The sequence below is a fragment of the Sphingobacteriales bacterium genome, from assembly GCA_016706405.1.
Taxonomy (GTDB): Bacteria; Bacteroidota; Bacteroidia; order Chitinophagales; family UBA2359; genus BJ6.
Map to the genome: position 1 here is coordinate 1404944 of JADJJT010000001.1, position 15489 is coordinate 1420432.

At 41.9% G+C, this 15489-nt stretch carries 11 protein-coding genes; 5 read left to right on the plus strand and 6 right to left on the minus strand.

The genetic code is table 11. The features are described 5' to 3' along the window. The first annotated feature begins 341 nt into the window (after nt 1–341). Together IPI59_05465 and IPI59_05470 are read left to right on the plus strand one after the other, a co-directional pair. Nucleotides 342–1823: a hypothetical protein gene (locus IPI59_05465; GenBank protein ID MBK7526998.1), complete on the plus strand. Its 1482-nt coding sequence runs from the start codon at nt 342–344 to the stop codon at nt 1821–1823. Then, nucleotides 1799–4558: a T9SS type A sorting domain-containing protein gene (locus IPI59_05470; protein MBK7526999.1), complete on the plus strand. Its 2760-nt coding sequence runs from the start codon at nt 1799–1801 to the stop codon at nt 4556–4558. Before IPI59_05465 ends, IPI59_05470 begins: the two co-directional genes overlap by 25 nt. 281 nt (nt 4559–4839) lie before the next feature. Here IPI59_05470 and IPI59_05475 read toward each other — a convergent pair whose 3' ends face one another. Then, entirely contained in the window at nt 4840–5814 is a 975-nt protein-coding gene (locus IPI59_05475; GenBank protein ID MBK7527000.1) for a c-type cytochrome, read from the minus strand. Nucleotides 5815–5969: 155 nt separating this feature from the next. Further along, nucleotides 5970–7172: a hypothetical protein gene (locus IPI59_05480; protein MBK7527001.1), complete on the minus strand. Its 1203-nt coding sequence runs from the start codon at nt 7170–7172 to the stop codon at nt 5970–5972. Nucleotides 7173–7620: 448 nt separating this feature from the next. On the opposite strand from IPI59_05480, the gene IPI59_05485 reads away from it, so the two are divergent. Next, nucleotides 7621–8982 carry a right-handed parallel beta-helix repeat-containing protein gene (locus IPI59_05485; GenBank protein ID MBK7527002.1) on the plus strand — a complete coding sequence of 454 codons (1362 nt, stop codon included), beginning with the start codon at nt 7621–7623 and terminating at the stop codon, nt 8980–8982. 98 nt (nt 8983–9080) lie between these two features. On the opposite strand, the gene IPI59_05490 is transcribed toward IPI59_05485, so the two are convergent. From IPI59_05490 to IPI59_05505, 4 genes are all read right to left on the minus strand, one after another. Next, complete coding sequence (locus tag IPI59_05490) at nt 9081–9965, minus strand: efflux RND transporter periplasmic adaptor subunit (GenBank protein MBK7527003.1); 885 nt, start codon at nt 9963–9965, stop codon at nt 9081–9083. Nucleotides 9966–10043: 78 nt separating this feature from the next. Further along, nucleotides 10044–11303, minus strand: a complete 1260-nt coding sequence (locus IPI59_05495; GenBank protein MBK7527004.1) for a TolC family protein — start codon at nt 11301–11303, stop codon at nt 10044–10046. A gap of 50 nt (nt 11304–11353) precedes the next feature. Next, nucleotides 11354–11980, minus strand: a complete 627-nt coding sequence (locus tag IPI59_05500) for a TetR/AcrR family transcriptional regulator (GenBank protein MBK7527005.1) — start codon at nt 11978–11980, stop codon at nt 11354–11356. Nucleotides 11981–12168: 188 nt separating this feature from the next. Next, on the minus strand, nt 12169–12747 hold the full coding sequence (locus tag IPI59_05505) for a hypothetical protein (protein ID MBK7527006.1): 579 nt from the start codon (nt 12745–12747) through the stop codon (nt 12169–12171). Between the two features lie 333 nt (nt 12748–13080). On the opposite strand from IPI59_05505, the gene IPI59_05510 reads away from it, so the two are divergent. Together IPI59_05510 and rlmD are read left to right on the plus strand one after the other, a co-directional pair. Next, complete coding sequence (locus IPI59_05510) at nt 13081–13890, plus strand: alpha/beta fold hydrolase (protein ID MBK7527007.1); 810 nt, start codon at nt 13081–13083, stop codon at nt 13888–13890. A gap of 124 nt (nt 13891–14014) precedes the next feature. Next, on the plus strand, nt 14015–15445 hold the full coding sequence (gene rlmD, locus IPI59_05515) for a 23S rRNA (uracil(1939)-C(5))-methyltransferase RlmD (protein ID MBK7527008.1): 1431 nt from the start codon (nt 14015–14017) through the stop codon (nt 15443–15445). The last annotated feature ends 44 nt before the right edge of the window (nt 15446–15489 follow it).

The following is a 15489-nucleotide window of genomic DNA, read 5'->3' on the forward strand; positions in this document are numbered from 1 at the left end:
GACGAAAGTCCCTCAAGAGTTCAGTAAAAAATATTTTAAAGAGTAATACTTAACAAAAATTAACCTATCTTTGTCTAACATAAGTACAAATTTTTAATTATAGATGTAAACAATATGAGAAAACGCTACTTACCTTCGCAAATTATTGGTTTTTACCCCCGATGCCGTTGCGGGCACATGGGTACCAAAACACAGGTTTTTACTTACCTGTTTTTGCATTGCCCTTATGGGTTTGCTGTTAAGCACAAACACTTTACAAGCCCAGTCCGCCAATGCTTGGCGGTGGGTGCTCAGGAGGATCCTCTTGGGGAGCTGTACAGTCAACCACCTCAACCACTTTTGTGTCGGCAGTTTCAGGTACTTTTGCAGGCGAATACAACACCTTTAATGTAACCTCGGGTATGCAATACGAGTGGTCGATGTGCAGTGTTGATGGTGCCACCAACCCCACCAGCGACACACAATTAACTTTGCGCAATACGGGTGGGACGAATTTATGTTACTCTGATGATTTGTGTGGCCTTGTATCCAAAATTTTATGGACGGCCACGTTTACCGGCCAGGTACAGGTTTTAATTAATCAGTATAATTGTACTACTAATTCTAACTCCCACACTATGGTTTGGCGCTGCGTAACTTGCGGCGGCGGCGGTTATGACCCTTGCGGCCCCTTGGCGGGTACGCTTAGCTGTGGCACCAGTGTAACCTCTTCGCATAGCGGCTCGGGTGCCGGCTGGAGCCCAGGTGCCTGCGGTTGGAGCACCCCCGGGCAAGAGCGCATTTACTCGTTTACTGCTACCTCCACAGGAATCCATCAGGTTAATGTAACGGCAAATAATAACAGCACCTATATAGACTATTTCTGGAAAGCAGCCTCAGGCGGTTGCAATAGCTCCGGATGGACTTGTATTAGCGATATTTACTTTACCGGATTTTATGGCAGTATGTCATTTACCGCCGGCACCACCTACTATTTTTTACTCGACCCCGAATCATCGGGCACTTCATCGCATACCTTTAATATTGTTTGCCCGGCAAGCTACGACCCTTGCAGCCCCTTGGCGGGTACGCTTAGCTGTGGCTCAAGTGTAACCTCTTCGCATAGCGGCTCGGGTGCCGGCTGGAGCCCAAGCTCGTGTGGTTTTACTACCCCCGGGCAAGAAAAAATTTACTCGTTTACTGCTACCTCCACAGGAATCCATCAGGTTAATGTAACGGCATCAAGCGGTGGCTATGTTGATTATTTTTGGAAAATAGCCTCAGGCGGTTGCAATAGCTCCGGATGGAATTGTATTGACGATATTGGCTTTACCGGAATTTATGGCAGTATGTCATTTACCGCCGGCACTACCTACTATTTTTTACTCGACCCTGAAGGAACAGGCTCATATAGCCATACCTTTAATATTGTTTGTCCGGCAAGCTACGACCCTTGCAGCCCCTTGGCGGGTACGCTTAGCTGTGGCTCAAGTGTAACCTCTTCGCATAGCGGCTCGGGTGCCGGCTGGAGCCCAAGTGCCTGCGGTTGGAGCACCCCCGGGCAAGAGCGCATTTACTCGTTTACTGCTACCTCCACAGGAATCCATCAGGTTAATGTAACGGCAAATAATAACAGCACCTATATAGACTATTTCTGGAAAGCAGCCTCAGGCGGTTGCAATAGCTCCGGATGGAATTGTATTGACGATATTTACTCAACCGGAATTTATGGCAGTATGTCATTTACCGCCGGCACTACCTACTATTTTTTACTCGACCCCGAATCATCGGGCGCTTCATCGCATACCTTTAATATTGTTTGCCCGGCAAGCTACGACCCTTAGCAACCCTTGCGGGTACGCTTAGCTGTGGCTCAAGTGTAACCTCTTCGCATAGCGGCTCGGGTGGCTGGAGCCCAAGCTCGTGTGGTTTTACTACCCCCGGGCAAGAAAAAATTTACTCGTTTACTGCTACCTCCACAGGAATCCATCAGGTTAATGTAACGGCAAATAATAACAGTACCTATATAGACTATTTCTGGAAAGCAGCCTCAGGCGGTTGCAATAGCTCCGGATGGACTTGTATTGACGATATTTACTCAACCGGAATTTATGGCAGTATGTCATTTACCGCCGGCACTACCTACTATTTTTTACTCGACCCTGAATCATCGGGCGCTTCATCGCATACCTTTAATATTGTTTGCCCGGCAGTTTACGACCCTTGCAGCCCCTTGGCGGGTACGCTTAGCTGTGGCTCAAGTGTAACCTCTACCCACTTGGGCAGCGGTGCCAGCTGGAACCCATACTCGTGTTTATATGGTACCCCCGGGCAAGAGCGCATTTACTCGTTTACTGCTACCTCCACAGGAATCCATCAGGTTAATGTAACGGCATCAAGCGGTGGCTATGTTGATTATTTTTGGAAAATAGCCTCAGGCGGCTGCAATAGCTCCGGATGGACTTGTATTGACGATATCAATTCACCCGGAATTTATGGCAGTATGTCATTTACCGCTGGCACCACTTACTATATCCTCCTCGACCCCGAAGGAATAGGCTCATATAGCCATACCTTTAATATTGTTTGCCCGGCAAGCTGTACGGCAAATGCAGGCAATTTAACCCCACCCGGCACCCTAACTGTATGCCAGGGCACATCCACAGGGGCATTCGGAGCACCAACCTACCCCGCCCCCGATTATCAGGGAAATAATAACGGCGCACCAAGCCCTGCTACAGATTATTTTTACTTATACTTGCTTGTAAACCCTGCCAATATTGTAATGGCGACCTCTTCAAACGGTTCGTTTTCTACTGGTTCGTTAACCCCGGCCTGTTATAATATTATAGGCATGTCGTACCGCGATATACCTGCCGATGGTGCTGATGGATTGGGCACTATTACGCCCGGCGTTACCGACTACCGAAATATTACTGATGCAGATGGCACAAATGCCCCGTGGGACTATTCTCCTGGCACAGCTTGTATGGATATAAGCAGCCCCGTTGGTATAACGGTATTCCCAGCTATTCCGGCTACGCCTGTGGTTTCAAATACTTGTGGCTCGGCATTATCGGTTTCAGCTCTTGCAGCCTTTAGCGGCTTTACAGCGCAATACAGTTTCGATAATGGAGCTATCTGGGGAACAAGCACTATGTCGCCCTCTACCGTGCCGGGTTGTTACAGCATACTGCGCAGGTATGTTACCAGTGCTGCGTGCGGTAGCACTCCGGCAGGAAGTGTAGGCCCTTGTACCTTGCCCACAGTTGTAAATGCGGGGATATTCCCAGCTATTCCGGCCACACCTGCGGTTACAAATACTTGTGGTACAGCATTATTTGTTTCATCGCTTCCGTTTGTAACTGGTTTTACAGCGCAATACAGTTTCGATAATGGGTCAACGTGGTCAACAAGCACTATGTCGCCCTCTACCGTGCCGGGTTGTTACAGCATACTGCGCCGATATATTACTAATACTGCGTGCGGCAGCACTCCGGCAGGAAGTGTAGGCCCTTGTACCTTGCCCGCAGTTGTAAATGCCGTGATATTCCCAACTATTCCAGCCACTCCTGCGGTTACAAATACCTGCGCTTCGGCATTATATGTCCAGCCCCTACCATTCTTTAATGGCTTTACAGAACAATACAGTTACAATAACGGAAGTACATGGACAACAAGCAATTTTTCTCCCACCACGCCGGGCTGTTATAGCATACTGCGCAGGTATGTTACCAGTGCTGCGTGCGGTAGCACTCCGGCAGGAAATGCAGGCCCTTGCACCTTGCCAACAGTTGTAAATGCGGTGGTATTCCCAACTATTCCGGCCACACCCCCTATTACGAGTACCTGTAACAGCCAGCCGTTTACCGTACCAACCTTACCTGCAGTTGCCGGCTTCACTGCCCAATACAGTTTCGATAATGGAGTTAGCTGGGGAACAAACAATATTTCGCCGTCATCTCCGGGTACCTATAAAGTATTAAGGCGTTATGTGCTAAGTTCGGCATGTGGCAGCACTCCGGCCGGTAACGCTGGTCCTTGCACCTTACCTTCGGTTGTAAATGTAACCATTAGTGACGACCCAACCGTGGGAGTTGTTTTAGGTGGTGGAGATGGGAACCAAAAAATTGACTTTTTCACTGTTGCAATGAGTTGCAAGCCCTATTCATGGACTTATAGCATAACCGGAGGTCCGGTTACGGCTACAAAAACTACTAAAGTGTTAATAGTAAACCATAACTGCAACAACTATACGGTAACAATTAGTGCTTGTGGCTGTTCTAAAACATTTAACGGCGGTACAAGTTGTAAAGAAGATGGTGAAATTGTTAACGAATCATTCGCGGTTGAGTTATATCCTAACCCCGTTAGTCATGAACTTACCATTATGTCGAACCGTTCGTTTGTTGAAGTTAGATTGTTTAACCTTAGTGGCAAACAAGTACAGACGCAAGTTGTAGCTGAGACCTTTGTTAGCTATTTAGATGTAAGCGATTTGCCAAATGGCTTATATGCTGCGCAAATAATAACAAGTAATGGCGAAACATCTATGCAAAAAATAGTTGTAAGCAAATAGTTTATCTTATAAACTACTTCTTAGCTAAACTATGCGCAAAAAATCACCCAAACAAATGTTTGGGTGATTTTTTGTTTTATAGAACCTATAAATTAGGTCAAACGCCCCCGGTATTCTGGCTGCAATTTTTGTGGGCAGCCTATAGCGTTGTTTTCTTCGACTTTAGGGTCGGTTAAAAAAAGATGGAAAGGCTTTAAAACCCCATTCTCCGGAAATTGCTACGTATTATTTTGGTTGGCCAGGCTATTTAACAATTCAAATTATTAGTGTGGTGTTAAGTTTTATTTGGCATCTTGAATAACCGCACCAATTTTTTTCTGCACGGGTTTAACTGAATGCAGGTATTTCCATATTGCGAGTAGTTCTGTTTCGTTCATATTTTTGAACTGTCCCCATGGCATGGGTGATTGCGGTATTAATTTGCCTTTTACAAACCGATTTTTAAATTGCTCGAACGACCAATTATAAATATGTCCGGTCTGGGGGTCGGGAGTGAGGTTGGGTGCAAAAATTAATTTTGTAGGGTCGTTCTCTACCGGTTCAAAAAGCCCACCCGCTAATTCTTCACCAATATATTCGCCTGTATTTTGACTTCTTTCGGTATGGCAACCCTTACAATTACTGACATTTTCGGCAATATAATGGCCGTATTCAACGGTAGTGTCGGTCAATACTTTTACAGGTGGGGTACTTTTTGGATTAACGGGGCGAATAAGAAATGCAAGTATGGCTTTGCCCAAAAGATTAAAATCATTTTCTGGTACTTTGTGCACAACGGGGGGCAGTGTCCTTAAATAAGAAATGATTGCGATTATATCCTCATCGCTCAGATTTTGATACTCCATTGCGGGAATTAAAACACTACCATCGCGTTTTATTCCGTAGCGCAACATACGTGCAATTTCACCGTCTGTATAATTGCCTATTCCGGTTTCTTTATCACTGCTGATATTAGAAGCGTAAAATACCCCTCCGGGAAATTTAAATGGGAATCCACCGCCGGCCATGTCAACTTCTTCGCCTGATACTACTTTTAACGAATCTCCCGGCTTAAAATGGCATTCCACGCAGTGCGCAGTTGTAAAAACAAGGTGTTTCCCCTTGCTAATAACCAAACTATCTTTAGAGGCATGAAGGTCGGGAATTGGTGCGTCGTACTTTTTATTGTAAAGAATACTGCCGGCAACAAACAGACATAAAATAGCTACGACAAGCAAAAGACCTGACCATTTAAGGATGCGTACAAGTTTTCTCATAATGAGGTAAATGTTGGATTGTGATTAAAAAATTTATATGTTTTTAGGAATCAAAAGCAAGAAAAACTAAAAGTACGTGTATCGTCTATGCCTAATTTTTTTATGTGTAACTGGCATTTTTTGCGGCTATTTTAGATTGGTATTTGAATTACCGGTCAATTGATCCATTTTGGTTTTTCGGTTTTCACTAAAAGCCCGTTTGCAATAAAATTATTTCCGGATATTAATTCTATGGTGTAGGTTAGTTGTTCTGGTGCTATATTTTCGGTTTCAAGCAGTGTTAGGAATTTGTTTTCGGCAGGAACAAAAATTTTATCGCCAACAACAAGCTGTTTTATTGGTGTATTTTGGTGGTAATTTTTATTTGATTTATCCGGATTTAAGGAAGCCCAGTTTTTGCCTTCGGTCCAAAATGGGTGGTCATCTGTAGTAGATATTTCTCTATCCGGAAATTTGAGCTTTAAAAGATTGGAGTGTCGCGTCAGTATAAGTCCGGAAACCTGGGTTTTAGCTAATTTGTTTGCCTTGTCGTCAAAAGTCATAATCCAGTCATCTTTTACAATTTTTTCTATGTTTTTTGTTGTGTTATCGGCCATTGTAATTTGTGTTCCGGCACCAAAGCAGTGAACGTCTAAGCCATTAAAATTTATTTCGCTAACGGCAACATCTTCGTATTTGCTGCCTTTGTAAACTTCCAATATTTCTAAGGTTAATATCAGGTCTTTTGTGCTGTCTGTTGATTGAACTGGGTTAATTTTAAAAGTTTGGGCGTTGCTTACGTCTTTAAGTTCGAGTATTGCCGTTGGTTGGCCGTTAATAAGCAATTTAAATTTTGCCACGCGCGCGTTTGCCTTCCATAAATCGGTATTTTTTATGTAACCATTCCAAATAATTATTTCATTTATTCGTGGTGCAAATGGCTTAAAATGAAAATTTATTTTTTTACCTATTCCTTTGTTTTCATTGTCGGGCACCCAAGCAGTAAAAAGGTTAAAGTCGTGGGCATTATTGGGCAGGTAAGTTATTTTACCTTCTTCTTTTAAGTTCGATGAGGCAGTTATTTTATAAGGCCCACCGCCGCAATACCAACTGCAACCTACACCTTGCGTTATTGGACCACTGCCCACTTCTAAGGAGTCGGCCATTTTTTTGTCTGCCGCCGAAAGTCGTTCGTATTCAATTTCGCCCGAGTTGATTTTTGAATACATATCGAGTGCTTTTTGCCAGGCTAATTGCTCGTTTTTTGTATATTCGTTAGCCTTAGCAAGCGTAGGTTTGAGGGTGGGCAAATTTTGACCCGAAGCCGAAAAGGTAACTGTCAAAACTAAAATTGTCAAAATAGACATTATGCTTTTCATAATATTTTAAGCTAAAAAATAAAAAAAGATGTTTGTTGTAAGGATGTTGGCACAAAAGCAAACAATGTTGTAGGCAGAAAAAAAACGCAAGCGTTAAGGATGGCAATGAATATATATTACAAAGCTAAAAGTATTATTTTTAATAAAGCAAATAAAAGATGAAAAAAATTGTAAAAAAATCAAAATAAATAATACTTATTTGCATAGCCACCGCATTTAGATAAGGAAAGGGATAGTATAGTTTATTAATCCGGATAGATGAACTTCAAATAAATCCGGAAATGTGTTTGATGTGTCCGCGTCAAAAATTACTATTGTCAATCTTAAAGTATTTAATTCATTAAAAAAGCAAAACTCCGTACCTTTACAACATAGTATTGTTTGACCGTATTAACCTAATCCATTTACTTATATGTTTTGTAATGATATTTATCGCTCAACCTGCCTTTTGCGCTCCCCGATAGTTTGGGCTTGTTTATTGTTGCTGGCTATAAATGCGCCCCAAATATTACAAGCTACAACCTGGAACGTTGGCCCATCGTACACCTACAAAACACCATGCGCCGTAGCCAATTTGGTAAATGCTAACGATACCGTGTTAATTGAACCCGCTACTTATGTGGCCGATGTTTGCCACTGGTACGATGATAATTTGTACATTTCTGGCCATAATGGCATGGCCGTTTTAGATGCCAATTTTACCTCGGCAGGCGGAAAAGCAATATGGGTAATAAAAGGTAAAAATTGTACGGTTGAACATGTTGAGTTTACCAAATGCACTGTTCCGGATCAAAACGGGGCGGGCATACGCGCCGAAGGCGAAGACTTAACCCTTCGGTACTGCTATTTTCATCATAACGAAATGGGCATTTTAACCAGCAATGATGGCATCAGCGATTTTTTATTTGAATATTGCGAGTTTGCCAACAATGGGTATGGAGACGGTTACTCGCACAATATATATGTAGGCAAAGTAAACAGTTTAACCATGCGCTACTGCTACAGCCATGCCAGCCTAACCGGACACTGTGTAAAGTCGAGGGCAAAACATAACTATTTATACTATAACCGAGTTACCGACGAAGAGGGCGAGCCCAGCTACACTATTGACCTACCCAACGGCGGGCAATCGGTATTAATAGGCAATTTAATTCAACAAGGGCCCGACTCGCCCAACGGCGGCATTATTAGCTACGGCGCCGAGGGTTTAGAGAACCCTGTTTCCGAATTTGTAATGGTAAATAATACGGTTGTAAACCAAAAAGGCAGCGGTACCTTTGTCTATTTAAAATCCGGAACTGCCCTGTTTAAGGCATGGAACAACTTATTTTTAGGTCCCGGAACCTGGACAAACGGCACCGCCACCACCATTGACACCGCTTATAACTGGCGACTAACTGATATTAATGCCGCCGGCCTTGAAGATTACCCCAACTTTAACTATAGACTGACCCAAAATAGCTGGGCTGTTGATAAAGGTGCCGACCCCGGCACCTACGCCGATACCATTGATTTAACCCCAACCCTTGAATATTTACATCCGACAAACCACGAGCCCCGCACCCAAATAAACACCATAGATATGGGCTGCTACGAGTATTGCCAAATAGACCCCATAATTAGCCCCCAAAACAATACTGCCTGCCAAAATACTTCGGCCACTTATAGCACACAAGTAATTAATGGCGCACTTTACAACTGGACGGTTACCAATGGCAGTATTTTAAGCGGACAAGGAACGGCAACGGTAACCATTTTGTGGGGAAACTCCGGCCCAGGAGCGGTTGATGTAACTATTACCGCTTATTAAACGCTGCTTCTCCTTTTTACGATAAAGTCGCCGGGGGTTCATATTAAATTATGCCCTTACGCCCTACCCTATTACTTGTTGGTGCGCTGTTTGCTGTTTTAATTAAATAAAATTTCGCCGTACATGCCAATTTTGTAGGTGCCGTCATTTTGCAGTTTTACTTTTATTGCGTACACCATGTTTGCCCGCTCGTCTTTGGTTTGAATAGTTTTTGGCGTAAACTCTGCCTTGTCATTTATCCAAATTATTGTTCCCGTTGTTTCTTTGTAGCCGCCATTGCCGTCGTCGGTAAGTACTTTTACCTGTTGATTGAGTTTTATTTGCGGAATTTGATTGCCCGTAATATATGCCCGCAAAATAATATTCGACAAGTCGGCAATTTTGTACAGCGGTTTTCCGGATACAGCCATTTCGTTGGTTTCGGCATATTTGGTCAGTACTGTTCCATTGATGGGGTTAATGATGCTGCATTTTGCAAGCTGGTCTTTTAGTTGCTCAATTTGTATTTGCAGCGGCACAACGTCTTTGCTCAGCCCTTGGCTCGAAATGCTAAGCGTTGATTTTTGTGCGTTTATTTGCTTTTTTAGCACTTCAATTTGGGCATTAATGTCGTCTAATTGCTTTGGCGTGGCGGCATCGCCTTTAACTAAGTGTTCGGTCCTTAGTTTCTCTTTTTCGGCTGTTTTAAGTTGTTCTTCAAGGGCCGATAACTGAATTGGAATATTGGGTTTTTTTCCCAATAAAGCGGTAATTTGCGATTCTAATTGTTTTTTCTTTAAATACAACTGAACGCTGTCTATATGGCCAACAATTTGTCCGGATTTTATTGTTTGCCCTTCTTCAATACTTAAGTCTTTAATGATTCCGGTAGCTTCAGAAGAAATAATCGTCTCCGTTGCTTCAAAACTCCCCGAAGCATCAAATAAAACTTTGTTTTCGTTGCAAGCAGCAAACATAATCATTAAAAATTGAAAATTAAGCATCAATATTAGTATGCTGCCGCGCTTTTTATTGCCCATTGTTTTGTTGTTTAATTTTTTACTGTTTAGTTTCGTTGTTTATTAGTTGCCCGCTGTTGTTTGAGCGTTGTACTCAAGCATTAACAACTGTACTTCGTGTATAATTAAGTTTTGCTTTGCAAGGTCTTCGGCATTAACAGCAACGAGGTAGTCGTTTGTAGTTGCCGTACCATAGGTAAGTTGATTTTGGGTGGTGTTTTTTACACTTTCGCGCAGTGTTGTAATATTTTTATCCAATACTATCAATTCTTGCATTTTTACAATTTCGGCGTTTTGCTGCTTTAAGGTAAGATTGGTATTGAATAAAAAAGTTGCTGTTTGCACTTCTATTATATTTTGATTGAGCGCAAGCATTTCCTTTTCGTTTTTGATGGTATAAAATCCGGATAAATTCCAGCCTACCCGCAACCCGCCTATAAAATAACCCTGAAAATCGTTTTTTAACATGTTTAATCCGGGTCCGCCGAAACCACCTTGCAAAAATAAACTTACGCGGGGAAGGTTTTTATTTGTAAGGAGCTTGTTTTGTGCTTCAAACGATTTTTTCTGCAAGGCAAATAATTTTAACTCCGGACGGTTAATAAGGTTTGAAAGTATTTGCCGTCCGGGTTTTTCAAATATTGTGTTTGGGTCAAAGGGTTTGCCGGTAAACAAGGCCAGCATGTCAATATAGCCTTGTCGGGTGGCTTTCAGTTCAATGGTGCGTTGGTTTGCCTTCAGCAGTTCGGCTTTTAAATTGTCGGCAGCACTTTTTAGGGCTACGCCGTTAGCAATAGCTACCTTGGTTTTTTCAATACCATTTTGAATATCTTTTTTTAGCAGTTCGGTTTGTACAAGCTGGGCGTCTATCAAAAGTACCCCAAAGTACAGGTTGTTAATGCGTTCTCGTAGCTTATACAGTTCTACAGTCGTTTTTTGTGTTTCTATTTCCGAGTTTGCTTTTAGGTACTCTTTTTGGTCTTTAATGGTAAACAGGTCTGTAACAGACTGCGAAATTTCGGTGTATAGTTTGTATTGGTCTTTACTTGTTTGAGGAATATCGAGATTGGGCAACGAAATTGGAATTTCTGTTACATTCGATTGGTAGGTGGCTTGCCCGGCCACATTAATTTGCGGTAAATAACCTTTGTGTGCGTTGTCTAAAGTGTATTCCCTTGTTTTTTCTATGAGGGCGTATTGCTTAATTAACGGATAATTTTGTTTTGCCATTTCAAGGCAACTGTCAAGGGTTAGAGCCTGCCCGTTTGCATAAGTGATGTATAGCAGCCAGTAACTTATAATTAAAGTCAATTTTTTAATCATTTCATTTAATTTTTTGTTTCAATCATTTGATTAATTATTAGGCGAAAAAACTATTTTGTCTTCATCATCGCTTTTATCCATGCTGGGATGCGATCTTTGCGCTCCTGCATCAGTTTAACAAACTGTGCTTCATTCAAGCCACTAATACCTTGTAGCAATGGTTGCCCAATGAAAGGAAAAACTACCAAACTTATTAAATTCATCAAGAAATGTAAGGGATTGGGGTCGGTTATTTTGCCTTCTGCCACTAATTGTTGATGTTGCTTAACAAAAGCAGAATCCATTATTAAATGTTTAAGAGGTAATTTTTCCAACAAATTTTCCGGATGGTTGCGGATTTCACTCAACATAAATATCGGAATATTGGGGTCTTTGATGATAAGGTCAATATAGTTTGAGACAAAAAGTTTAACCTTTTTTTCTAAGCTGCTTTTTTCATCGCTCAGCACCATTATCATATTTTGCATAAAGCCAAACAGGGTTTCAAACATTATAATTTCAAACAATTTCTCTTTGCTCCTGAAATAATAATTTAGCAAGGCAAGGTTAATGCCTGCTTCTTCGGCAATATCCCTTGTTCTTGTTGCCGCATACCCTTTTTTATGAAACACTAACCGGGCGGTAGCTTTTATTTTTTCTTCTGTTGTTGCGTCTATTGTTTTTTTATGCTTTGCCATTTCAATTTAAAACTGTTTGGGGTGTAAAGGTAATAAGATATTTTTACTTAAACAAATTTTTAAATCAAATGATTAATTTTATTTAGCGTTTAGGCCATTACTTTTTTCCGGAAAAAAATAAGTACCCTTGTAGCAGCGTATCAACTCGCTGTATTTTCCCTGTTTTATTTCAAATGAGCAGGTAGAAATTATAAATAATTATCCACTTTAAATTCGATGCTCATTAAATCGATATGTGTTCTAAAATACAAACTATCGGCGGAATAGGAACCTTGCGAATCGAATTCTACGGTTAAATAAAAATCTATATCGCCCGGACCATCTCCAAAAGCCTGTTTTAATCCTATTTCACGACTTCCTTTATAGCCTTCTGGCCCTGGGTTAATGTTTCCGGAAACTAAAATAAGTTCATCCGAAAAAAAACTCCAATAGGCTTCGCCATAAATTTTCATGGGCAAAGGCTGAGGCGAAGTAGAGGGGAATACTGCATAGTCAACTTTTAAATGCTCTTTGGTACAAACATTAACCCGGCTGTAAGCACTAAAAAACTGTACTTTGCCGTTGCCCGCCGAATTAGAGTAATAAAATACTGCATCATTGGCAAACGGATAGCTGAACGGTTTAATTTCGCCTCCGGCAGTAGGCAAAACAGTGTGTGTAACAAATTCATGGCCAGCATCGCAGGCGCCATTTTTTTCGTCTGTGCAGGCATTAAAAATTAAGAGGGCCGTCAAACAAGAGATGGCAATAAGATTGTTGAATTTCATTTTTTGTATTTTAAGGTGAGTAAATATGATTTGAAATTAATTATTATCGCTCAAATCCGGAAAAATTTTTACCCGTATTTTGTAGCTATTTTAGTAGTATCATTTTTTAACTCCGGAGAATATTGCTCTGCATCCTTATGTCTCCTGCTGTTTAAATCACCTACAAAATTAAAAATTTTTAATAAAATTTTAATCTGAGTTAAGTGCGAAGCAAAATTTTAGCCAATAAACCTCTACGCAGAAGGCAGCCGTTTAACCGAGCATTTTACCCTTTTTTGCTACCTTTGTAATGCGTATAGTTGTACGGCCATAAATACAATTCCATTTGAAACCATGTTTAATCATTCACTACCCCAACCTTTAAACTTCAAAAAATTAGGGCAGGCGCAGGGGCAAATACCACCTTTGGTGGTGCTGCACGGCTTGTTTGGCATGTTAGATAATTGGATGAGTTTAGCCCGACTTTGGGCAAACAATTTTGAGGTTTGGCTCGTTGACCAGCGCAACCACGGCAAATCGGCGCATACCGCCGCCTTTGATTATTTTTTATTAGCCGATGATTTATTACAATTCTTCGAACAGCATCATATAACTAAGGCACATGTTTTAGGCCATTCAATGGGCGGAAAAACCGCCATGCAGTTTGCCACGTTGCACCCTAACCGGATGGCTTCGCTAATGGTTGCCGACATAGCACCCAAAGCCTACGAGGCCGGCCACCACAGCAATGTTTTGCAGGCTTTAAAACAAGTAAATTTAACCCAAATAACTACCCGCCAACAAGCAAACGAGGCGCTACAAACTTTTATACCCGACGAAGGCACACGGCAATTTTTACTTAAAAACCTGACCCACAATTCGCAAAATCAATTTGTATGGAAGTTCAATATTGATTCGCTCTTGCAAAACTACGATACTATTATTGATAACCCTTTGCCGCCGTTTGCCCATTACAACGGCCCTTGTTTGTTTATTAAAGGTGGCGCCTCTGACTACATAAATCTTCCTGATGACGAAGTTTTAATACACAGCCATTTTAGCCATGCCATTGTAAAAACTATTGAAAATGCCGGGCATTGGGTACATGCAAGCCACCCCCAAGAAGTTTACCATTTGGTTGAATCGTTTATATTAAGCGCGTAAATTTTTTATTGGCATACAACCCCGCTTACAAGCAAGCAAAACCATTATAGCGTAAGGTTCGATAATTTTAGCGTATTTTTGCGGTTTGCTATTCATAATTCAGTCCATAAACTAAGCCCAAAATATGTCGCATCGCAAACGCCGCCCCCCTGTCATTTTGCCTCAAATTACCGCCCAAACAATGGTAGCCGAGGGCAAAGCTATGGCCTTTGTTGACGGCAAAGTGCTGTTTATTGAAGGGGTCGTTCCGGGCGATGTAGTTGATGTAAGGATTACCAAAAACAAACCAGACTATGCCATTGGCGAGGCAGTAAGCATTATTACCCCATCAAAAGAAAGGCAAAACCCATTTTGTGCCCATTTTGGCAGTTGTGGCGGTTGTAAATGGCAACATATTAGTTACGAGCAGCAATTACAATACAAAAGCCAAATTGTGGCCGATGCCTTTAAACGAACCGGCAAAATACATTTTCCGGAAATACAGCCTATTATACCCGCTCATCCGGATACGTACTACCGCAATAAGCTCGACTTTAGCTTCTCGACCCGGCGCTGGCTAATCCAATCCGAAATGGATAGCGACGCTACACCGCAGCAACGTTTAGCCCTGGGTTTTCATGTACCCAAAATGTTTGACCGAGTGGTAAATATTGAACATTGTTATTTGCAAGGCGACCCCTCGAACGAGCTGCGCAATGCGGTGCGCAATTTTGCCCTGCAAAATAACCTTAGTTTTTACGATGTTAAAACCCATAGCGGCCTATTGCGCAACCTAATTATTCGCACCACCACCCTTAACGAAACGATGGTGCTGCTTAGTTTTGCCTACGACGATGTAACGGCGCGCACTGCTTTGCTCGATTATTTGACCACCACGTTTGGACAACTTATAACTTCTTTAGTGTATGCCATTAACCCCAAACACAACGAAACCCTATACGACCTGCCTATACATACCTACTATGGCCGCGACCATATTTTTGAAGCCTTAGGCGATTTGCGCTTTAAAATTAGTCCTTTATCGTTTTTTCAAACTAACTCGCGGCAGGCTTTACAATTATATGAAGTGACTAAACAAATGGCCAATTTAAACCAGAACGAACTTGTTTACGACCTTTATACCGGAACAGGTAGTATTGCTCTTTTTATAGCAAAACATTGTCAGCAAGTAGTGGGCATGGAGGAAGTTCCTGCAGCTATAGCCGATGCCAAATTAAATGCACAGTTAAATGGCATTACAAACGCGCATTTTTATTCCGGAGATGTGAAAAAACTATTAGCACAAGGGCAAATTATGGCACAACACGGCCAGCCCGATGTATTAATTACCGACCCCCCTCGCGCCGGAATGCACACCGATGTAGCCAACGCCATTGGCCAAACTCTAATGCCCAAGCGGGTGGTTTATGTTAGTTGTAACCCCGTAACACAAGCCCGCGATTTGCAACTACTCGATGCTTGGTATAGTGTTGAAAAATTGCAGCCTATTGATATGTTTCCGCATACCTGGCATATTGAAAATGTAGCTTTGTTAGTACACCGTACCGGCAGGTAGCTTTGCGTTCGGGCGGAAAATCGAAGCTCGTCTGCCGAATTTAT